We start from the raw sequence: 20414 nt of genomic DNA on the forward strand, positions 1-20414 counted from the left end.
ACTTAGCTGGTCGGGGTAGAACGGCGTGGGGGTCGGTCGGGTCGGCGGGGAAAGCGTCCGCTTACGCGACGAGGCCGTCCTCGGCCTCCAGCAGCTCGTGGTACCGGTTCCGGATGGTGACCTCGGAGATGTCGGCGACCTCCGAGACGGCGGCCTGCGTCGTCTTCTCGTTCGTGAGGAGCGCGGCGGCGTAGACGGCGGCCGCGGCGAGGCCCACCGGCGACTTACCCGAGTGGACACCCTTCTCCTTGGCGTTGCGGAGGAGGCTCTTCGCGCGCATCTCCGACTCCTCGCTCAGTTCGAGGTCGGAGGCGAACCGGGGGACGTACTGCTCGGGGTCGGCCGGCTTCACTTCGAGCTTCAGCTCGCGGACGACGTAGCGGTACGTCCGCGCGATCTCGGCCTTCTCGACGCGCGACACGTCGGCGATCTCGTCGAGGCTGCGCGGGACGCCGGCCATCCGGGCGGCGGCGTACACGCAGGAGGTGGAGACGCCCTCGATGGAGCGACCGGGGAGCAGGTCCTCGTCGAGCGCGCGTCGGTAGATGACCGAGGCCGTCTCGCGGACGTTATCCGGGAGCCCCTGCGCGCTCGCCATGCGGTCGATCTCGCCGAGCGCCTGCTTCAGGTTGCGCTCCTTGGAGTCGCGGGTGCGGAACCGCTCGTTCCACTTGCGGAGCCGCTGCATCTTCTGGCGCTGGCGCGCGCCGAGCGACCGGCCGTACGCGTCCTTGTCGCGCCAGTCGATGTTCGTCGAGAGCCCCTTGTCGTGCATCGTGTTCGTCGTCGGGGCGCCGACGCGGCTCTTCTCGTCCTTCTCGCGGGAGTCGAACGCGCGCCACTCCGGGCCGCGGTCGACCGAGTCCGCCTCGACGACGAGCCCGCAGTCGCTGCAGACGGTCTCCCCGTGTTCCTCGTCGTTGATGACGTGCCCGCCGCACTCCGGGCAGCTGAGCGTCTCGTCCGTGTTCTCCGATTCCTCCTCGTTCGTCTCCGTTCGGGAGCGACTCCCCCGTGTGTGTAGTCGTTCACTCATAGCTCGGTGGCCCCCGGAAACTGAAACTGCCCGAGAGCGATCTTACGTTACCGTCGGCAGAAGATAACTTAAAACGACCGGAACGTGTCGCTCGGATCTCGACAAAAGAACACGATCTATCACGCGTTTTCGCCGATCCCCGATCGGTCGGGACGCGCGGACGACCTCGGCCGCCCGCGGCCGCTATCACCGCCGCGGCGCCGCGTCAGCGGGGCGATCGAAACCGTTGAGACGACCGCGACCGGATCGGACGCCATGTCCGCGCCCCGTGTCGTCTCGCTCGCACCGAGCGCGACCGCGACGGTCGCCGGCCTCGGGGCGGCCGACCGCCTCGTCGGCGTCACCGCTCACTGCGACCTCCCGGACGGCTCCGACCCCGGGTCGGCGCACGGTTCCGATCCCCCGACCGCCGTCGGCGGGTGGCTGAACCCCGACCTCGACCGCGTCGCCGCCCTCGACCCGGATGTCGTCCTCACGAGCGACGCGCTCCAGGCCGACCTCGCGGCCGCCTGCCGCGACCGCGGCCTCGACGTCGCGCACCGCGAGCCCGCAACGCTCGACGGCGCGTTGGACGGGTTCGCGGCCCGCGGCGCCGACGTGGACCGCCCCGAGGCCGGCGAGCGCCTCGCGGCCGACGCCCGCGAGCGACTCGACCGGATCGGCGAGGCCGTCGCCGACCGCCGCCGTCCGACCGTGTACTGCGAGGAGTGGTCCGACCCGCCGATGGCAGCCGGCAACTGGGTCCCCGACGCCGTCCGCGCCGCCGGCGGACGCTACCCGTTCGCCGAGCCGGGCGAGCGCTCCCGCGAGGTGGAGCCCGCAGACGTCGAGCGCGCCGATCCCGACCACGTCGTCGTCCACGTCTGCGGGCACGGCGACCGCGTCGACCCCGCCGGCGTCGCCGGGCGCGAGTGGGTCGACGCCCCCGTTCACGTCCTGGACGACTCCCTCCTGAACCAGCCGAGCCCCGCCCTGATCGACGGCGTCGAGCGGCTGGCGCGCTTGCTCCATCCCGAGGCGTTTTCGGCGCCGGACGACGACGCCCGGACATGACGATCCTGCGAGTCGGCGTCGGCAGCGGCAACCCGGTGAAGCGGCGCGCGGTCGAGCTGGCGGTCGGGTCGGCGGGCGACGACGACCTCCCCGGCGGTCCGACCGGCGTCGCGGTCGAATCGGTCCCGGTCGACTCCCGCGTGAGCGAGCAGCCGACCGGCCACGCCGAGACGGTCGCGGGCGCGGAGAACCGGGCCCGCGCGGCGCTCGAACCCGACCGCGACCTCGGCGTCGGCATCGAGGGCGGCGTCGCGGGATTCGACGGCGCCGACGAGCGGTTCCTGATCATGTGGGCGGCCGTGACCGACGGCGACCGCGTCGGCCGCGCCGCCGGGCCGAGCCTCGCGCTCCCGGCGAACGTCGCCGCCCGCATCGACGACGGGGCGGAACTCGGTCCCGTGATGGACGACCTCCTCGGCACCGACGGCGTCGCGACGCGCGGCGGCGCCGTCGGAGCGCTCACGAACGGTCGCGTCGACCGGGCGGAGGCGCTCGCGGCCGCGGTGAGCGGCGCGCTCGGTCCCTTCGTCGCCGAACTGTACTGAGCCCGTCCGCGTCGCCGCCCCGGTTCGAAGACCGTACCCAAACCCGCTGCTGGGACGGGATTATCGCTCGTCTCACCGTGGAAAACCGCAGGACTACGGCGTGTTAACCCGACCTACCAACCGGCTTATGCGGGGTGATGACGTGATGGCTGTATGAGCACGGCTCACCCGGACGCGGTCGCAGCCGAATCGGCCGGCCTCTCCGCGAAACAGGCGCGTATCCTGCGGTACCTCCGCGAGAACGCGTCCGACCGGACGTACTTCAAGTCGCGGCTGATCGCCAACGACCTCGACCTCTCAGCGAAGGAGGTCGGCGCGAACATGAGCGCGGTCGTCGACGCGGCCACCGATATCGACGTCGAGAAGTGGGGGTACTCCTCCGGCACGACGTGGATGGTCACGGCCTGACCGAAGTCAGGGGTCGTACGCGACCAGCGACGCCGCCTCGTCGGCGAACGCGACGGCCTCGGCGTCGAATGAGTCGGCGTACCGGACGACGAGCGTGAGCAGCCGCTCCGGCTCGGTCAGCGCGTAGCCGTCGGTCCGGTCGAGGAGGCCCGCGCCCTCCAGGTCGGCGGCCGCCGCGCTTATCGTCGGCCGCGAGACGCCGAGGGCCTCCGCGAGGTCGGCGCCGGTGGCGCTCGGGTCGCGCAACAGCGCGAGGATCATCCCGCGGGGCGTCTCTCGCCGCAGGTAGCCGAGCGCCCGCTTGTCGGTCTCGTCGAAGCGCCCGGCGGGGAAGAAGCGCCGGTAGTCTGCGTCCTTCACCGACTCGATCTCACCCGCCTCTTCGAGCTTCCGGAGGTGGTACTGCGCCTCGCCGGTGCCGAGCCGGAGGTCGTCGCGGAGCTTCGAGAAGTGCGCGCCGGGGGTCGTCGGCACGTAGCCGCGGATCGCCTCCCGCGTCTCGTTCGCGTCCCCGCTTCCGTCGTCCGCGCTCGCGGTGCCGACGAACGGCGCGGCCGCTCCGACCGCGGCGAAGCGGCGGAGCGTCTCGCGTTTCCGTCCGTCGAACCCCTCTGTCACGCCGAGTAGTAGTCTACGCCCCGACAAAAACACTTCGTTCGATCCAATTCGGCGCGGAGAATCGACAGCCTTGACCGCGCTCCGCGCCGATTTACTGCTCCTTCTCCACTTCCGCCGCCTCTTCGTCGTCCATCTCTTGGATGACCTCGTCCGCGGACCTGATGCTCGCGCCGGCGTCGCCCGACTTCACGGCCTCGGCCTCCTTCTCTAACTCCTCGACGTTCATCTCCGCCGACTCCTCGATCTGGCCGAGGATCTCGTCGATGTCGTCGAGGCCGAGCATCTTCCGCGTGTCGGCGTCGAACTCCTTCCCGTCGAGCCCCTCCATCTCCTGGACGTCGGAGCCGGAGAGGGCCTTGCCGTAGCGGCCGACGAGGCTGGTGAGCTCCTGCGGGAGGACGAAGGTGGTGGACTCGCCTTTCCCGATCTCCTCTAGGGTCTCCATGCCGCGCTCGATGATGGCGCGTTCGCCCATCGACTCGGCGGAGCGGGCGCGGAGGACCGTCGAGATGGCGTCCCCCTGCGCTTCGAGGATCTGGGACTGCTTTTCACCCTGCGCGCGGATGATGTTGGACTGCTTGTCACCCTCGGCCTGCTCGACCGCGGAGCGGCGTTCACCCTGCGCTTCGAGGATCATCGCGCGGCGGCGGCGCTCGGCGGAGGTCTGCTGCTCCATCGCCTGCTGGACATCTTTCGAGGGGTTGACCTCGCGGACCTCGACGCTCTCGACGCGGATCCCCCACTCGTCGGTGGGCTCGTCCAGTTCCTTGCGAATCTTCGCGTTGATCTCTTGACGCTTGTTCAGCGTGTCGTCGAGCTCCATGTCGCCGAGGACCGCCCGGAGGGTGGTCTGCGCGAGGTTCGAGACGGCCTTCTTGTAGTCGTCGACTTCGAGGAACGCCTTCTTCGCGTCCATCACCTTGATGTAGACGACCGCGTCGGCGGTCACGGGAGAGTTGTCCCGCGTGATCGCCTCCTGCCGGGGCACGTCCAGCGTCTGGGTCCGCATGTCGAACGGGTACGTGCGGGAGACGAACGGCGGAATGAGGTTGATCCCCGGTTCGAGCAGTTTGCGGTACTCGCCGAAGACGGTGAGCGTCTTCTTCTCGTAGGCGTCGACGATCTCGAACGACTGCCAGAGCGTGACGACCACGAGCAGAAGCGCGAGCAGGCCGACACTCACGAGCCCGAAGCCGAGGCCGGCTTGGAGGGTGATCGGTTCCATGCCTCCTAGTTAGGCTATCCCACGGTTAATAGTTCGCCTGTCGACGCCGTACCGTCCCGCAGTCCCCGGGTCGCGGCGCCGCGGCCGCGCGCTGCCCGCTCCCGAAGCGTCACTCGTTCCCGTCGAACTCGGCCGCGACGTTCTCCAGCGCCGCCCGGAGTTGCCGCTCGTTGAACCGACGGACAACGGGTGCGCCGAGCCTCGTGAGCGCGTTCTCCGGCAGGCCGTACGTCGCGGCGTACGTCAGCTCCGTCCCCCGGTCGACGGGCTCGGTCCGGAGGTCGATGGTGCCGGTGAGCCGCCCCCGGAGTTCGAAGACGTGGCGCTCGGACGGCTCGTGGAGGGTCTGGACGATCTCGCCGTCGATGCCGACTCCCGCCATCCGGTAGGTGTACGAGAGGCGCTTCCCGCCGTTCGCCAGCGGTTCGACGTCCCGAACGTCCGTGAGCCCGGGCGTGACCGCCGCGTGGTTCGCCGGATCGTCGAGGAACGCGAACACGGACTCGGGGTCGGCCGCGACGACGATCACGTCGCTCGCGGCGAACGGATCGTCGCCCGCGTCCGGCCCGTCGTCGCTCGGGCTCGACTGCTCGTCGCTCATGCGGCGGCACCCCCGCTCACAGACCCCTGGGCCATCAGTTTGACCGGGGATCGACGTACGCCTCGACCAGCTTCCGCTCGGCCGCGCGGAGGTGCTGGTGGAACGTCTGTCGGGTGATCCCCATCCGCTCCGCGATCTCCGACCCGTCGACCGGCCGCGGCCACTCGAAGTAGCCGTTCAGCTCGGCGGTCTTCAGCGCCGCCCGCTGCCGGTCGGTGAGCCGCTCATCGACCGCGGCCGCGAACTCAGCGACGGTCCGGTCGCGGCTCTCGCGCTCGACGCGCGAGCGGAGCTCGACGCCCTCGTACTCGTCGCGGAACACGTCGAGGATCGACCGGACGTCGCGCTCGGGCGGCGCCTCTATCGTCAGCGTCGCTCCCTCCGGCGTGGCGGTCGCCTCGGCGACGACGCCGCCGTGATCGGCCAGCTGGGTGAGCGGCGGCGACTCGGTGACGGTGACGGCGAAGCTGACGCCGTCGTTCGTCTCCGAGACGGTCCGCATCGATTCGACCAACGGGAGGGAGGCGAGCTCGTCGAGGTCGACGCCCTCGCCGTCGGCGCGGAAGTACAGTTCGCAGGCGTCGTCGTCGAGTCGCGTCGTCCCGAGGTGTTCAACTTCCCCGCCGACCGCGTCTGCGATCCGCGCGAGCGACGCGGTCGAGTCGCGGATCCCGACCACGAGCTCCACCACGCGGTCGGTCGTGAGTATCTCCGTGGTCTCGATGGAGTGAAGCCCGTTCGCGATCATCTTCCCGACGGACTCGCACACCCGCCGCTCGCGGCGGTCGAGCACGTCCGCGCCGCTGCCGTAGATAGCCAACAGGCCGTACTGCCGCTCTCCGTACGTCAGCGGCACGACGAGGAGGCGCCGCCCGCCGGCGGTCTTCGGTTCGAGCGGGCCGTCGGCGACGTGCTCTATCGAGCCGCTGTGCGGCTCCCCCGTCTCGACCGTCTCCCGTACCTCCGCCGGCGTCTCCTCGATGTCGAACGTCGCGCCCGACTCGACCGCCACGCCGCTCGCGGCGCGTATCTCGAGCCGACCGGTCGCGGACGACACCTCGCCGATCCACCCGCCGGCGTACCCCGGTTCGCCGGCGACGACCTCGCACACGCGCTCCGAGATGACGCCCGAGTCGCGGTTCTCGACGAGGATGCGACTGATATCGCTGAACAGCCCGTTCACGCGGCCCAACACCCTGTCCAGCGAGCGCCGCTCCGTCGCGAGCTTCTCGGCGCGCTCCTCGGCGAGCCGCTCCGCCGCCTTCCGCTCGCTGATGTCGTTCTGGAACCCGACGTAGTGGGCCAGCTCGCCCTCCTCGTCGTAGATCGGCGCGACCGTCAGCTCGTTCCAGAACGGGGTCCCGTCGCGCCGGTAGTTCCGGATCTCGACGGTCGCCTCCTCCTCGTTCGCGATCGCTTCCCCGATCTCGTCGACGGTCTCCGGGTCCGTCCCCGGTCCCTGGAGGAACCGCGGGTTACGGCCGAGCGCCTCCTCGACCGGGTAGCCGGTGTGCTCCTCCCACGCGTTGTTGACGTACACGAGCGGGTAGTCCGGGAGGTCTGGATCGCTCATGCTGATCCCGATCGGCGCGTCCTCGACGGCCCGCGTCACCTCCCCCGCGGACGGCTCGTGGTCGGACACGTCCTGTCGCGGCTCCGAGGTCGGCACCCCCGAGCAGACCGTCGAGACGTCGGAGACGAGTCGTTCGATCGACGCCGACCCGTTCTTCTGGAGGAACCTGTCGACGCCGTTCTCGAAGGCGGCCTCGGGGACGCCCTCCTCGTCCGTCTCGGTAAACATCACGACCGGGACGCCCGCGTCGGACTCCTCGATCGCGGTCGCGAGCGCAACCCCGTCGTCGCCGGCGAGGGCGTACTCGCTGACGACGCAGTCGTACTCCCCGGTCGTCGCCTTCGCGACCGCGGACGAGGCCGTGTCAGTGCGCGTCACTTCGAACCCCGCGGCGCCGAGCGCCGTCTCAATCCGATCGCTCCCCTCCTCCGGGTGGACGAGGAGCGCCCGAGCGTTCGCCATGCTCCGCCCTTCGCACCGACACGGGTTAATGCTTGCCTGCCTTCCGGCGGTCCGGGTCTCCCCCCGCGGGTCGGACGACTTGGACGGCGTGGACCGACCGCCCGGGCTCCCGTCGGCTGTCCAGTTAGGGGGTGATTACTTTGTGGTCGGTAGGCGTAACGATCGACGTATGCTGTCGACGATAGTCGCCGCCGGACCGTCCCGCGAGCGAGCCCGGACACGATGAGCGTGCGCGTTCCGGTCCGCGAGCCGCCCGCGTCGGTTCCCGAAGACCGCGTCGGCCTCCCCGAAGCCGTCCTCGCCGACCTCGGCGTCGCCCCCGGCGGTTCGATCGCCGTCGAGGGGTCGCACCGCGTCGTCGCCCCGGTCGTCGCGGTCGACGCCCAGACGCGTGCCGTCTTCCTCCCCGAGCGGCTCCGCCGGAGCGCCGGACTCGATCCGGGTGACAACGCGACCGTCGCGGCGTCGTCGCTCCCGGCCGCGTCGTCGATCACGCTCCGGCACCGGCAGTCCGTCGACCTCGAGCGGAGCGAGGACGCCATCCGCCGCCGGCTCGATCGGCGGGCCGTGGCCGTCGGCGACGAGGTCGAGGTGACGCGCCTCGGCGGCGCGCTCACGCTCCGGTTCGACGTGCGGGACGTGACCCCCTCGTCGCCGGCGGTCGTCGGCGACGACACCGAGATCGCCGTCGCGGCCGACGACGGCCCGGACGTCGTCGCCGAGTCCCCGGGAACCGGTGGCCCCGGCGCCGGCGTCGTTCCGACGGCGACGTTCGACCGCCTCCTGGACGCCGTCTCCACGCGGTTCGACGCGGCGGAGACCTTCGAGTCCGCCGGCTCTCCGACGCTCGGGCTGCTCCTCCACGGGCCGCGCGGGTCGGGGAAGACGACGCTCGTCGAGGCCGTCGCGGCCGCGACCGACGCGACGCTCGTCCGCGCCTCGGCGGCCCGGCTCCGAGGCGAGCGGACGAGCGACCGCACGGACCGCCTCGACCGGCTCGTCGAGGCGGTTCCCGCGGGGGAACCGACGGTGGTCCTCCTCGACGACCTCGAAGCGCTCGGGGCCGACGACGGTGCCGACTCCGCGCTGGCCGACCGCCTCCGGTCGACGGTCGACGAGCTCCGCGCGGGGGACCGGACGGTCGTGATCGGCGCGACCACGGACCCCAGCGGCGTGCCGTCGGCGCTGCGCCGCGGCGGGCGGTTCGACCGCGAACTGGAGGTCGAGCCGCTGACGGCGGCCGAGCGCGCCGACGCGCTCGAAGCGCTCTGCGAGGGCGCGTCGCTCGCGATGGACGTCAACTTCGAGGCGGTCGCGGCGCGGCTCAACGGGTACGTGTTCGCCGATCTGGCGGTCCTCGCGGACGCGGCGCTGGAGCGCGCGGTCCGCCGCGACGGCCGGACCGCGATTCGGATGGCCGACTTCGACGCCGCGCTCGACGACGTCGAGGCCACCGGGCTGCGAGAGGTCACCGTCGAGTTCCCCGCGGTCGGCTGGGACGAGGTCGGCGGGCTCGACGAGGCGAAGCGGGAGCTGGTGCGCGCGGTGTACTGGCCCTTCGAGTACGCCGACCGCTTCGCGGAGCTCGGGATCGACCCCCCGTCCGGCGTGCTGCTGTACGGCCCCCCCGGAACCGGGAAGACGCTGCTCGCGCGCGCGGCGGCGAGTCTCAGCGACGCGAACTTCATCCCGGTGAACGGGCCCGAACTGCTCGACAAGTACGTCGGCGAGTCGGAGAAGGCGGTCCGCGACCTGTTCGCGACCGCCCGCGAGAACTCTCCGGCGGTGATCTTCTTCGACGAGGTCGACGCGATCTCGCCCCGGCGCCGCGGCGACGACACCGGCGCCGGCGAGCGCGTCGTGTCGCAGCTGCTGACCGAACTCGATGGGCTGGAGCCGCTGACCGACGTCGCGGTGATCGCGGCGACGAACCGCCCGGACGCCATCGACGAGGCGCTGCTCCGGCCGGGCCGGATCGAGAAGGCGGTCGAGACGCCGCTCCCCGATCGAGACGCCCGCAGGGAGATCCTGGAGATCCACGCCCGCGAGATGCCGACGGCGGCCGGCGTCGACCTCGACGCCCTCGCCGACCGCACCGGCGGCTACAGCGGCGGCGACATCGCGGCGCTGGTCCGGGAGGCCGGGCTGCTCGCGATCGAGGACGCGATCGTCGACGACGGACCGGTCGACCCGACCGTCGGGCGTGACCACTTCGAGCGCGCGCTCGCCGAGACATCGCCCTCGACCCGGGACGGGAGGGCCGACGCCGGGCTGCCTGAGAAGTGAACGGTCAGGCAACGGGCGCGGCTCGTGCGGAGAACGACGGCACCGCCGCGATCGGCGGTGCGACGCGAGCCGCGCTTCTCGCCCGCCTCAGTCCGACTCCTCGTGGAGGTTGAGGACGAAGTAGACGACGCCGATCATGGCGACCAGCTCCAAGGCCGCCATCGTCCAGAACCGGGCGTTGAACCCGCCTCCCGGCTCCTGTAGCGTCGGGATCAGGAATATCCCGACGAGCGCGGTCACGACGCAGGCGGCGAGTCCGACGACGGACCGTGTACGCAGCACTGGCGGCTGTTCGGTGGTAGTGTCAGTCATGTCGAAAAATGAACGCTGGAAACGGTTGAACCGTGTTGTTCTGCCGCGTCGGGTCCGCTAGCCGATCAGTCCGCGGCGGAGGCCTCGGCGCCCGCGGAGGGCTCCGGTGCCTCGGTGTCGCCGAGGATCGCGCGGCTGCGGAGCAGGATGAAGCCGAACCCGACCTTGGCGGTCACGTCGAGCACCATGAACAGGAGGGTCTCGATGCCGAGGCCGACGACGCCGGCACCCTCGGTACCGATGATCCACAGGATCGGGTAGGCCGTCCAGAGCACCAACACCAACGCCGTAAGGGTGTTGAACGTGCTCGCGACCTCGGGACCGCGCTCCTTCGCAGCGGCGCGCAGGCTCGTGGCGAGGAAGTACAGCACGACGATCATGCAGATCGTGCTGAACAGCCACCACGTGTACCGCGCGAGCGGCGTGTGCGAGAGCGCGCCGACGAGTCCGGTGACGATCATCAGCGCGTCGACGCCGACGAGCGTGCCGATGCTCACGCGGTCGACCTTCGCCAGCAGCGCGAGGTCGAGCAGCAGCAGCGGCGTGGTGAACAGCCAGTCCGCGTACCGCGCGTAGTAGATGTCCAGCATTTCGCTGCCGACCTGAACTTCCGTCAGGCCGATGCCGAAGAACATCGACAGGTACGCTGCCGACGCGATCCCCGGCACGAGGATCGTGATCGAGTAGTACTCACGGGCCTCCTTGTCAGTGACCCCCCATCCTTTAACGATGAAGTAGAAGGTCCCGATGAGCATCAGTAGCGTGCCTATGCCCAACCAGAGCGTCTCGGGGCGACCGTCCCCGAGCAGATCAGCTCCAACGGCTGCGGTTAGCGCTATCGGGTCCATACCCACTTCGTTATACTGTGTATATTCTATTCAGATCGATGCCAACCTAGTCAGGTATCGCCCCGTGACGACGCCCCCTTCTGGCGCGGGGTCCGGCGCCGGTCGACCCTGACGGGCCGCGGGTCGGGGTGACGTTGTCGGCCTGAAAGTAATGACCCTGGGGCTCTACCAGTCTCGTATGGCAGACGACGACGCCGAGGCGGAAGCCGAACAGCGTAGCGAAAGCACTGCGGAACAGGAAGCGGAGGAGACCGACGACGTCACCATCGACGTCGAGGCGATAGACGCCTACGAGCAGCGCATCGAGGAGCTGTCCACCGCGGTCGAGGAGCGCGAGGAGACGATCGAGGAACTCCAATCGGTCGTCGAAGAGCAGTCCGAACAGATCGAACGGCTCGAAGGGCAGTTCCTCGATCTGTCCGCGCGCGTGGCGGACGGACGGAACATCGGCGTCTGCCCCGAGTGTAACGGCCCCACGGAGAAGAAGGAGCGGCTGTTCAGATCGGACACGATCGAGTGCACGCGTTGCGGCGAAGTGATTCACACGTACTGACGCCGCCGCCCGAACCGCCCCCTTCGGAGCGGTGAAACGCCCGCGGAGACGGTCGCAGGGACGACCCGAATATAAAACACCGAATAATGGCGACGAGGCCCTAACCCGGTAACGGCCGTACATACGTCCATGTCGACGACGACGGCGAGCCCGGTGCGGCGACTCCTCGGTGAACCGGAACGGACGGCCATCGGTGCCTCGCGCGTGGCGCTGCTCCTCCTCGCGGTCGGATTCGGCGCCCTGTCCGCGGTCGGCACCGACGTGTCGCTCCGGACTCAGATGATCGCGTACCTCGTCGGGATGGTCGCGTTGAACCTCCCGCACGGGGGGTACGAACACTTCTCGAATCTCCGCCGGCGGGGGCTCCCGTTCGGCGCGCGGTACGTGGCGCTCTACCTCGGCTTCGTCGCGTCGTTCGTGGCCCTGTTCGTCGTCGCGCCGCTGCCCGCGCTCGCGCTCGCGTTCGGGACGGCGGTCGCGAAGGGCGGGCACGGCGACCTCCGCGTGATGGACGCGCTGATCGGAACCGACCACCTCCCCACCAAGCCCCAGCGAGCGCTCGCCGCGCTGATCCGCGGCGGCGCCGTGATGATCGTCCCCGCCGTCTTCTGGACCGAGACCTACTACAGCTTCACCGGCATCATGTTGGGCGTCTTCGACGGTCGGTTGGCCGGCCCGGCCGCCTCGAACCCGGGGACGTTCACCACGGCGCTCGGCGCGGTCTTCGGGCTCGGCGTGATGACGCACCTCGGCGGCGGCCTCGCGACTAGCCTGCGCTCGACCGGCGGCGTCAGCCGGTCGTGGCTCCTCGACGCCGCGGAGACGCTGCTGCTCGTCGCGTACTTCGCGCTCGTACCCGTGGTCGTCGCCATCGGGCTCTACTTCCCGCTGTGGTACTCGCTTCGGCAGTCGGCGCGGAGCATGGTCGTCGAACAGGAGCAGCCCGACCGGACGGAAGGCGTCTCGCTCGTCGTCGCGTGGGGCGTCCTCGTCGTCGGGGCGCTGGTCACGGCGAGCGTCGCGACCGCCCTGTGGACCGTCGCGCCGAACCCGCTGGCCGGCGGCTCGCTGCTCTCCGGCGCGGTCGCCTTCTACACCATCTTCGTCTGCGTCATCGCGATGCCGCACGTCGTGGTCGGCGAATGGCTCGACTTCGGCCGCGGCATCTGGTACGTCCCCTGACCGAGGCGTCTTGGCCTCGCGGCCGCGCCCTCCGTTTCGGTCGACACACACCTCGGCAGTCCCGGACTCTCGCGACCGGGCCGCCGCCGCGCGGTCGACGAGATAACAAACCCTAAAACCCGGCTCGGCGACCGATACGGTATGCCTCTGCGGTTCGCTCGGCGGCTCGGGCTCGCGGACGCGGTGACCGTGGCCAACGCCGCCGTCGGGTTCCTCGCCGTCGTCGCCGCGACGGTCGACGTCGCGCTCGCGGCCAGGCTCGTCCTCCTCGCCGCCGTCGCGGACGGGCTCGACGGGGTCGTCGCCCGCCACCGCGGGTCGACTCCCGCCGGCCCGTACCTCGACTCGCTGGCCGACGTCGCCTCCTTCGGCGTTGCGCCCGCCGCGCTCGTCGCCGCCGTCGTCCGCGACGGGCGCTCGCTCGCGACGGACCCCGCGCTCGTCGCCACCGTCGTCGGCGCGGGCGCGCTGTTCGTCGCCGCCGCGGTCGCCCGCCTCGGCCTCTACACGGCCGACGAGGACGGCGCCCGCGAGACGGTGGGCGTTCCGACGACGCTGGCCGCGACGGTGCTCGCCGCCGCCGTCATCGCGGGCTACACCGCCCCGGTCCCGCTCGTCGCGGCCACGACGGCGTTCGCGCTGCTCATGGGGTCGACGGTCACCTACCCGGACCTCCACGCGCAGGACGCGCTCGTGATGGGGGTCGTTCAGGCGGCCGTGATCCTCACCCCCGCCGGTCACATGGCGACGAGCGCGCTCCCGGCGTGGATCGGCGAGGGGTTCGCGTTCGCGCTACTGTTCCTCGCCAGCGGCTACCTCGTCCTCGGCCCGCGGTTCTACTGGGGCGACGGGATTCAGGCGCCGCCGGAGCTCCGGCGGTGACCGAGCGGCCGCGAGCGCCTCCGCTGGCGGGTCGGGACTCGCGAAGAAATACCGAAGCGGCGTCCCGTCGACGCCGACTACAGCAGGTCGTCGAACTCCTTGTACCGGGTGATGTCGACGCCGTCCTCGGTGACGACGGCGACGTTGATCCCGTTGCCCGAGGCGAGGTCGCGCTCGACGGCGGACTGGATCGCCTTCGCGGCGATGGTCTTCGCCTCGTCGATGCTGACCTCGTCGTCGTACTCCTGCTCTAAGACACCGAGCGCGTACTGCGACCCGGAGCCGGTGACGGTGTACTCCTCCTCGGTCGTGCCGCCGAGGGCGTCGATGGAGTAGATGTGCGCGCCCTCGTCGTCGACGCCGCCCAGGATCGGCTGGACGACGAAGAACGCCCCGGAGCGGAGGAGGTTCCCCGTCAGGGTCGACAGCGCTTCCATGGACATGTCCTTACCGCGGCGGGCCTCGTAGAGGCTCGTCTCGGCGCGAAGCGTCGAGATGAGGTTCTGGGCCGCCGAGACGGAGCCCGCGATGGTCAGGGCGCCGCGCGGGTGGATCTCCTCGACCTTCTGGACGTCCTTCGAGGAGACCATGCCGCCGAGGGAGGCGCGCATGTCGGTCGCCATCACGACGCCCTCGTCGGCCTTGATGCCGACGGTAGTGGTCCCCGTCTTCATCTCGCCGTCGCCCTCCGCCTTCGCGGCGCGGCGCTCGCTGTGTTCGAACTCGCCGAGCTCCGGTCCGAAGACAGGCTGGTCGCGGCCGAGGTCGGCAGCCGGCCCGTCTGAGAGGTCGCCAGTCGGTGTTCGCATTACGCCCACATTCGCCCGGCGCGCTGATAAAGGCAACCCTTCGGGGGCCGCCGACCGGTTCCGACGGGCATATCCGTCGCCGGGCCGCGACCGGCCGACCGCGGCGGGGGACGCTGGATCGCGACGGACCTCGGAGCGGGCGCTGCGGGGCTGCGACGGGCACGAGGAGAGCTGTGCGGATTGCGGGTCGAAGGAGGGTCTCTCCGTCGCTCGGCGTCTGGTCGGTCGCGGAGAACGAGCTACTGTCGGCGCGCGATCACTCCTGGTCGACGGCCTCGGTGGTCGTCTCGACGAGCCGACCGACCGGGACGTTGATGCCGAGGTGCTGACGCGCGAAGACGGCCACCGGGAACAGCGAGATTCCGACGGCGACGGACGCTTGGTGCAGCCCGAAGAGGGCCGCGGTACGGATGCGGTCGAACATTGGACTTCTGTCACACCCCAACGGAGGGGTATATAAATATCTTCCGTGGGCCGCGCCGAGGACACCTCGACGCTGTCTTGCGGTTTCCAGTTATTGATTAACGATCCTGAAATATCTCTCGTTCCGCGTCGATCGACGCGTATCCCAGCCCGGTTTGACCTCGTTTATTCTCATAACTTATGAGGATCTTCGTCGCCTCGTGCGCCTCGCATCGGCTCGCTCGCCGCCGCGGGGCGTCCCCGAGTCGCTCGCGCCGGACCGAACGGGATTTAACGGCCTGCGCGCCTACCCTCTCGCGTGCAGAACGTCACGGACCGGATCCGGAACCCCTTCGGGATGCGCCCCGACTGCCCCTCGTTCGTCCCCGGCTACGGCGACGCCAACGCCGACTTCCACGTCGTCGGCGACCGCCCGGGCGTCCACGGCGGGACCGCGGCGGGCGTCCCGTTCACCGGCGAGGCGTGGTCGCCCGCGTTCCTGTCGGCGCTCTCGGACGCCGGACTGATCGCGGGTGTCGCCGAGGGAGTCGCCCCCGACGGCGTCGCGCGCGACGGCGACCCGACGGCGGTCGACCCCGTTCGAACCGGCCGAACGTTCCTCTCGTACCTTCACATGTGCGCGGGCGAGGCGCCGCCCGACGAGGCCGCCTACGCGGACATGGAGCGGTTCTTCGACGCGGAGCTCCGCGCCATCGCCGCGCACGTGCTGCTCCCGGTGGGCGCGCGGGCGACCGAACACGTCCTCGAAACCTACACCGCCCGGGCTCGGAAGACCGAGATAGACATGGACGGGCTCCACGGCGAGGAGCTGCTCGGCGCCGGCTGGCTCGTCGTCCCGATCAAAGACCCCGCCGACTGGGCTGACGGCGACGCCGATCGGCTCGTTGACTCGCTCCGAGAGCTCCGGTCAACCGACTTCCGCCGCGAGAGCGACCTCGGTCGCTTCATCGCCGGCAGCGACCCGTACCTCGTCCGCTGACGCGGCGATCGCTCGCCGAGCCCGCGACCCGGCCTCCCCCGTCCGGATGGACGTGAACTTTCCCCGGCAAAGCGCGCTACCGATACGGCGATCCGGCAGTAATCGCTCACATCTGCGGCCGATCGTTTTCTATCGCGGCCGCGAGGGTGTCATATTTGTCACTACTATCCGGATTTTATACCTGTCCCGCCGATCCGTGAGTAGACGCCCGACCGATCGGGCGTCGGCCGCAGGACTGGTACTCCCCGCGGCGACTTGGTCAGTCCCGGCCCTCACCGGCCGGTTTTTCCTCGCTACACAGCGCCTCGACGTACTTCCCGACGTGGTCGTCCATTCGCCGCTTGTAGCCCGCCTGCCGCGCGAGCCGGTCGAGCTCGCGGGAGACGTACGTGCCGTACTGGACCGCCTTCTTTTCCGCGGCGTGGACCGACTCCGGCAGCCGCCGGCTCGCGACGCGGCGGAGCGCGACCTTCCGCTCGTCGCCGTCGACGAGCAGGGCGTCCGGGAGCGCCAGCGCGGCGCCGACGACACGGTCGTCGAGCAACGGCGTCGCGGGCTCGACCCCCGCGGCGCGGAGCGCGAGCACGTCCCGCTCCAGCTGATCGGGCAGCGTCCGGACGGTCTCGGTCCGGGCGCCGCGGACGGTGTCGGCGTCGACCCGGGAGTCCTCGGCGGGGTCGACGACCTTGCTGTACCCGCCGAACAGCTCGTCGGCCCCCTGTCCGACTGCGAGGCGATCGAACCCGTCGGCCGCGGCCGCTTCGGCCGTCATGAACAGCGGCACCGCGATGGACGCGTCCATCGGGTTCCGGCGACCGGTCGCGGCCGCCACCGCGCGGACCGCTCGCGTGAGGTCGTCATGCGTGACCTCGACGACGCGCAGGTCGCGGTCCATCGCGCTCGCGGCCTCGCGCGCCGCAGCGATGTCGTGGCTCCCCTCGAAGCCGGCGACGTAGCAGGGGGCCTCCGGGACGGCCGCGGCGACGAGGCCGGAGTCGACGCCGCCGGAGAAGGCCACCGCGAGGTTGCCGTCACTGCTCTCGTCGTCTCCCCCAGACCGAGTTGATGCCGCGAGGTCCCCGAGCGCCGCGCTCACCGCGCCGTCGACCGCCGCCAGCGCGGCCTCCGGATCGGCGGTCGGAGCCGGGTCGGGAAGCCGCCAGACGCGTTCGGTACCGCCGGCCGAGACCACGCTCCCCGCGGGCACCGGCTCTGGATCGGCGAGCGCGCCGCGGTCGAAGGCCCACGCGTCGGTCGCCGTGGGAATGCGGGCGGTCCCCGGATCGAGCGCCTCGCACTCGACGAACAGCGGTTGTCGGCCGAGGACATCGCGGACGAGCACCGGGCCGTCGCGGTCCCGCGGGTCCAAACTCGGCGGCTCGGCCAGCAGCCCGGCGAAGCCGCACCCGCCGGGGAGCGGGTCGCCGTCGCGGAGCGCGGCACGGACGCGGTCCGCGGGGGCGCCGCGGAGGTCGGACGAGGAAGGGGCCGTCATCGCGGTCACCGGAGGGCGTCGAGCGCGCGGAGCGCGCGGCGCTTGGCGCCCCCGCCGAACTGCCGGAGCGAGACCCGCCACGGGGTGCGCTTGCCGACGACGCTCGTCCGCCCGTCGGCGATCCCGTCGAGGATCGCGTCCGCGGAGCGCTCGTCGGCGCCGACCTCCGTCACCGCCTGCCCGACCATCTCGGAGATGTGGGCGTCGCTGCCGGCGGTCATCGGGAGCCCGTTGCGGACGGCGAACTTCTCGGCCTGTCGGTTCGAGCGCCCGGTGAACAGCCGCGAGTTGTACACCTCGATCGCGTCCGCGCTCGCGAGCCGCTCGTCGCTGACGTGCGCGGCGACGCCGTGGCGGGACTTCTGGAAGGGGTGGGGGACGACCGCGATCCCGCCCTGGTCGCGGATCCGGTCGAGCGTCTCGTCGAAGGGGAGGCCGCTCTCGACGCGCTCGTCGATGCCGAACGCGAGCACGTGGCCGACCGCGCAGGTCACCTCCATGCCGACGATGCCGACGAGCCCGTAGTCGGGGGCCTTCTCGGCCGCCTCGATGCTGGCGTCGATCTCGTCGTGGTCGGTGACGGCGAGCGCGTCGAGCCCGACCGCGGCCGCCTGCTCCAAGAGGAGGTCGACCGGGTCGCGCCCGTCGTACGACAGCGCGGAGTGCGCGTGGAGCTCGACCGATAGCACGCCCGACGGTTCGAGCGTGGTGATGAAAAGCGCCCCGGTCCGCGCCGGTTCACGCCGCTTCGCGGTGATCGAACCCCATTTCGACGATCTGTTATCTAAAAGCAACTGCGGTGGCGCGTGCCGACGAGCGGCCGGAGGGCGCGAGTCGCACGCGCGAGGGAGTCGCGAACGGTGCGATGTGCGAGCGAGGCGAGCACCTCGGTTGCGAGCGGTGAAACCGCGGGCAGTGAGCGACGGGGCTGGGGAGGCGTGAGGTGCTGTGCGCGAGTCCTCGCGGCGAGGCTTTGGCGGCGTTCGCCACCGGTCCGCCCTCGGTTGTTTATATACGGACGGCGGAACCGATGAAAAAGAACCCCCAACCACCGAGTGCTAACTAAAACGCGCTCCCGCCTACGGTCTTCCGATAGGTCGCGCGCCCGGTGTGGCTCGACTCGTCCCACGACTCCACGTCGACGACGACCCGAGTGTCGACCGCGTCCCCGGGCGCGCCCTCGATCCGGAGCGTCGAGTCGCCGATGCGCGCGACGTGTACGCCGCCGTCGGACTCGCCCGTCACCATCACTTCGATCGCGTCCCCGGCCGCGTAGTCCGGTGTCGATCCCCGGAACGACCACCCGGCGAGGAACTTGTCGAAGACGCTCATGCGCGGGACACCTCCTCGGAGGCGCGGTCGGGGATGTACTCCCGCCCGAAGCCGGTGATCGCGGCGATGATGAATATCGCCACGAGGAACCAGCCGTGGAAGACGTACGGCACGACTTCGATGGGGTTCACGACCATCTCGGGACCGTACTGGGACCCGAGGCCGTCCGGCCCGACCATCACCTGGTACCCGACCAACACGCCGCCCGCCCACGGGAAGATGTAGCCGAGCGCGGAGGTGTTGGCGTCCAAGATGTTCGCGCGCCGGTAGCCGTTGATGTTGAACTTCTCGCCGATCCGGGCGACGTACGGGGCGATCGCGATCTCCGCCGCGGTGTTTATCGTGATCATCCCGTTGATCGTCGCGGTGCCGAGGACCATCGTCAGCTCCGCCCGGCGGACGGTCGTCGCGACGCGGTCGAGGAGGAACGTCTGGATCGCCTCGAAGCCGCCGCCGCGGATCATGATCTGCGCCATCGCGACGATGAGAAGGGTGAGAACGATCAGCGGGAAGAACCCGACCGCGCCCGTGTAGAGGCTCCCGCCGACGCCCGCGGTCTCGCCGACCTCGACGACCGGGAGCCCGGAGAGCGGCCCAGCCTCCGTCACCGTGAAGGCGACGATGTCGCTCGCGCTCGACAGCCCGAACAGGAGGTTGGACGCAACCGCCACGACCAGCCCCCACGAGATCGCCTCGACGATGTGACGGCCCGCGACCGCGGTGACGATGACGACTCCCATCGAGAGCAGGTGGACTAGTCCGAGGGCGTTCGCGGACTCGCGGAGCGCGACGGCGCCCTCGAGGCTCACGCCGGCCATGGCCGAGCCGGCGATCAGGTACGCGGCGAACGCCGGGACCGCCGCCGCGATAGCGTACTTGAACCGCGAGGCGACGACCCCGCCGATGTCCGCGTCCTGAGTCACGGCGCTCACGATCGTCGTGTCGCTGACGGGCGCGAGGTTGTCGCCGAAGACGGCGCCCGACAGGATCGCGGCGAACAGCAGCACGGGGTTCGCGCCGATGAGCACGCCGGCCGGGAAGAACAGCGTCACGAACGCGACGGTCGCCCCGTATCCGGTGCCGATCCCGGTCGCGAGGAGGCCGCAGAGGATGAACGCGGCCGCGGGGAACGTCGACGCGCCGACGTTCAGAGCGTCGGCCGCGAAGATGAGCCCCTCGACGAAGCCGCCGGCCTGGAGCGTCTGGGCGAACATCCCGGCCCAGAGCCACGCGACGATCGCGGTCGCGGCCACGCGCTGGGTCATCCCTTCGAAGATCGTGTCGGCGTACGCCTTCCAGTCGCCGCGGACGAGGAACATCCCGAGCGTCGTTCCGACCAACGCGCCCACGACGAGCCCGTTGGTGTCACCGATCCCGAGGACGCCGCTCTGGAAGATCGCCCAGGCGATGAAGAAGACGAGCGGGAGGGTGCTCGCCCACTTTCCCCCGCGGAACTCGATCCGCGGGTCGTCGCTCCCTTCCTCGCCGACGCCGAAGTCGCTGCCGTCTGGGGGGTCACCGCCGTCGGTCGCGGCCGGGGTCCCCGCTGTCGTGTCGGTCATTTATCTCTCACACGCCTTCGGAGACCGACGGCTCACGTAAATCCCCGTGTGCGCTCCGTCAGACGGACCGGGAGCGTTCGCCCGACGGAATCGCCTCACGCGGGGGTCGCGTTAAGTTTGGCGTGAATTGTGGTAGACGGCGAGGGCTTCGAGCCAATTTTGAGCTGTCTCTAACGCGACATTGCTGAAACTATTCGCAAACGATGATGTTCGTCGTTCTATTTCCCAAA

At 70.6% G+C, this 20414-nt stretch carries 21 protein-coding genes and 1 pseudogene; 8 read left to right on the forward strand and 14 right to left on the reverse strand.

The window, feature by feature from the left end; genetic code table 11:
• Nucleotides 1-61: 61 nt before the first annotated feature.
• Nucleotides 62-1036 carry a transcription initiation factor IIB family protein gene (locus tag EXE51_RS15270; RefSeq protein ID WP_006114298.1) on the reverse strand — a complete coding sequence of 325 codons (975 nt, stop codon included), beginning with the start codon at nt 1034-1036 and terminating at the stop codon, nt 62-64.
• A gap of 255 nt (nt 1037-1291) precedes the next feature.
• On the opposite strand from EXE51_RS15270, the gene EXE51_RS15275 reads away from it, so the two are divergent.
• The 3 genes from EXE51_RS15275 to EXE51_RS15285 all read left to right on the forward strand — a co-directional run bounded on the left by EXE51_RS15275 (nt 1292) and on the right by EXE51_RS15285 (nt 3042).
• Nucleotides 1292-2089 (forward strand): helical backbone metal receptor, encoded by a 798-nt coding sequence (locus EXE51_RS15275; RefSeq protein WP_094495237.1) that lies wholly within the window; start codon nt 1292-1294, stop codon nt 2087-2089.
• The gene (locus EXE51_RS15280; RefSeq protein WP_049932488.1) at nt 2086-2634 is read left to right on the forward strand and encodes a DUF84 family protein; all 549 of its coding nucleotides are present in this window, start codon (nt 2086-2088) and stop codon (nt 2632-2634) included. Before EXE51_RS15275 ends, EXE51_RS15280 begins: the two co-directional genes overlap by 4 nt.
• A gap of 153 nt (nt 2635-2787) precedes the next feature.
• The gene (locus EXE51_RS15285; protein ID WP_049932489.1) at nt 2788-3042 is read left to right on the forward strand and encodes a hypothetical protein; all 255 of its coding nucleotides are present in this window, start codon (nt 2788-2790) and stop codon (nt 3040-3042) included.
• 6 nt (nt 3043-3048) lie between these two features.
• On the opposite strand, the gene EXE51_RS15290 is transcribed toward EXE51_RS15285, so the two are convergent.
• The 4 genes from EXE51_RS15290 to EXE51_RS15305 form a co-directional block, all read right to left on the reverse strand.
• Nucleotides 3049-3660 (reverse strand): MarR family transcriptional regulator, encoded by a 612-nt coding sequence (locus tag EXE51_RS15290; protein ID WP_049932491.1) that lies wholly within the window; start codon nt 3658-3660, stop codon nt 3049-3051.
• Between the two features lie 91 nt (nt 3661-3751).
• Complete coding sequence (locus tag EXE51_RS15295; RefSeq protein ID WP_085682739.1) at nt 3752-4885, reverse strand: SPFH domain-containing protein; 1134 nt, start codon at nt 4883-4885, stop codon at nt 3752-3754.
• A 109-nt stretch (nt 4886-4994) separates the two neighbouring features.
• Nucleotides 4995-5486, reverse strand: coding sequence for an SRPBCC family protein (locus EXE51_RS15300; RefSeq protein ID WP_086219634.1), 492 nt, complete (start codon nt 5484-5486; stop codon nt 4995-4997).
• Between the two features lie 34 nt (nt 5487-5520).
• A complete protein-coding gene (locus tag EXE51_RS15305; protein ID WP_089307933.1) occupies nt 5521-7521 on the reverse strand; it encodes a bacterio-opsin activator domain-containing protein in 2001 nt (666 codons plus the stop codon).
• 222 nt (nt 7522-7743) lie between these two features.
• On the opposite strand from EXE51_RS15305, the gene EXE51_RS15310 reads away from it, so the two are divergent.
• Complete coding sequence (locus EXE51_RS15310) at nt 7744-9807, forward strand: AAA family ATPase (protein ID WP_137692980.1); 2064 nt, start codon at nt 7744-7746, stop codon at nt 9805-9807.
• An 87-nt stretch (nt 9808-9894) separates the two neighbouring features.
• Here EXE51_RS15310 and EXE51_RS15315 read toward each other — a convergent pair whose 3' ends face one another.
• Together EXE51_RS15315 and EXE51_RS15320 are read right to left on the reverse strand one after the other, a co-directional pair.
• Nucleotides 9895-10119 carry a hypothetical protein gene (locus EXE51_RS15315; RefSeq protein ID WP_049931340.1) on the reverse strand — a complete coding sequence of 75 codons (225 nt, stop codon included), beginning with the start codon at nt 10117-10119 and terminating at the stop codon, nt 9895-9897.
• Between the two features lie 65 nt (nt 10120-10184).
• Entirely contained in the window at nt 10185-10967 is a 783-nt protein-coding gene (locus tag EXE51_RS15320) for a bacteriorhodopsin (protein WP_080508572.1), read from the reverse strand.
• 178 nt (nt 10968-11145) lie between these two features.
• Here EXE51_RS15320 and EXE51_RS15325 point away from each other — a divergent pair, with 178 nt between their 5' ends.
• From EXE51_RS15325 to EXE51_RS15335, 3 genes are all read left to right on the forward strand, one after another.
• The gene (locus tag EXE51_RS15325; RefSeq protein ID WP_049931338.1) at nt 11146-11520 is read left to right on the forward strand and encodes a SlyX family protein; all 375 of its coding nucleotides are present in this window, start codon (nt 11146-11148) and stop codon (nt 11518-11520) included.
• Between the two features lie 129 nt (nt 11521-11649).
• Nucleotides 11650-12702 carry a Brp/Blh family beta-carotene 15,15'-dioxygenase gene (locus EXE51_RS15330; protein WP_137692981.1) on the forward strand — a complete coding sequence of 351 codons (1053 nt, stop codon included), beginning with the start codon at nt 11650-11652 and terminating at the stop codon, nt 12700-12702.
• A gap of 141 nt (nt 12703-12843) precedes the next feature.
• The gene (locus EXE51_RS15335; protein WP_137692982.1) at nt 12844-13584 is read left to right on the forward strand and encodes a protein sorting system archaetidylserine synthase; all 741 of its coding nucleotides are present in this window, start codon (nt 12844-12846) and stop codon (nt 13582-13584) included.
• Between the two features lie 77 nt (nt 13585-13661).
• Here EXE51_RS15335 and psmB read toward each other — a convergent pair whose 3' ends face one another.
• Together psmB and EXE51_RS17820 are read right to left on the reverse strand one after the other, a co-directional pair.
• Nucleotides 13662-14393 (reverse strand): archaeal proteasome endopeptidase complex subunit beta, encoded by a 732-nt coding sequence (gene psmB, locus EXE51_RS15340; protein WP_049931335.1) that lies wholly within the window; start codon nt 14391-14393, stop codon nt 13662-13664.
• A gap of 256 nt (nt 14394-14649) precedes the next feature.
• On the reverse strand, nt 14650-14817 hold the full coding sequence (locus tag EXE51_RS17820) for a hypothetical protein (RefSeq protein WP_167373065.1): 168 nt from the start codon (nt 14815-14817) through the stop codon (nt 14650-14652).
• 297 nt (nt 14818-15114) lie between these two features.
• On the opposite strand from EXE51_RS17820, the gene EXE51_RS15345 reads away from it, so the two are divergent.
• Nucleotides 15115-15795 carry a uracil-DNA glycosylase family protein gene (locus EXE51_RS15345; protein ID WP_049931334.1) on the forward strand — a complete coding sequence of 227 codons (681 nt, stop codon included), beginning with the start codon at nt 15115-15117 and terminating at the stop codon, nt 15793-15795.
• A 259-nt stretch (nt 15796-16054) separates the two neighbouring features.
• On the opposite strand, the gene EXE51_RS15350 is transcribed toward EXE51_RS15345, so the two are convergent.
• The 5 genes and pseudogenes from EXE51_RS15350 to EXE51_RS18015 all read right to left on the reverse strand — a co-directional run.
• A complete protein-coding gene (locus EXE51_RS15350; protein WP_137692985.1) occupies nt 16055-17290 on the reverse strand; it encodes an asparagine synthase C-terminal domain-containing protein in 1236 nt (411 codons plus the stop codon).
• 5 nt (nt 17291-17295) lie between these two features.
• Nucleotides 17296-17979, reverse strand: a complete 684-nt coding sequence (locus EXE51_RS15355; protein ID WP_049931333.1) for a PHP domain-containing protein — start codon at nt 17977-17979, stop codon at nt 17296-17298.
• Nucleotides 17980-18352: 373 nt separating this feature from the next.
• Nucleotides 18353-18622: a hypothetical protein gene (locus EXE51_RS15360; protein WP_049931332.1), complete on the reverse strand. Its 270-nt coding sequence runs from the start codon at nt 18620-18622 to the stop codon at nt 18353-18355.
• Nucleotides 18619-20184 (reverse strand): Na+/H+ antiporter NhaC family protein, encoded by a 1566-nt coding sequence (locus tag EXE51_RS15365; protein ID WP_137692983.1) that lies wholly within the window; start codon nt 20182-20184, stop codon nt 18619-18621. Before EXE51_RS15365 ends, EXE51_RS15360 begins: the two co-directional genes overlap by 4 nt.
• Nucleotides 20185-20295: 111 nt before the next feature.
• Nucleotides 20296-20414: pseudogene (locus EXE51_RS18015) on the reverse strand (IS6 family transposase); the annotation flags it as partial.

This window comes from Halorubrum sp. CGM5_25_10-8B (genome assembly GCF_005435095.1).
In the GTDB taxonomy this organism is placed as follows: domain Archaea; phylum Halobacteriota; class Halobacteria; order Halobacteriales; family Haloferacaceae; genus Halorubrum; species Halorubrum ezzemoulense.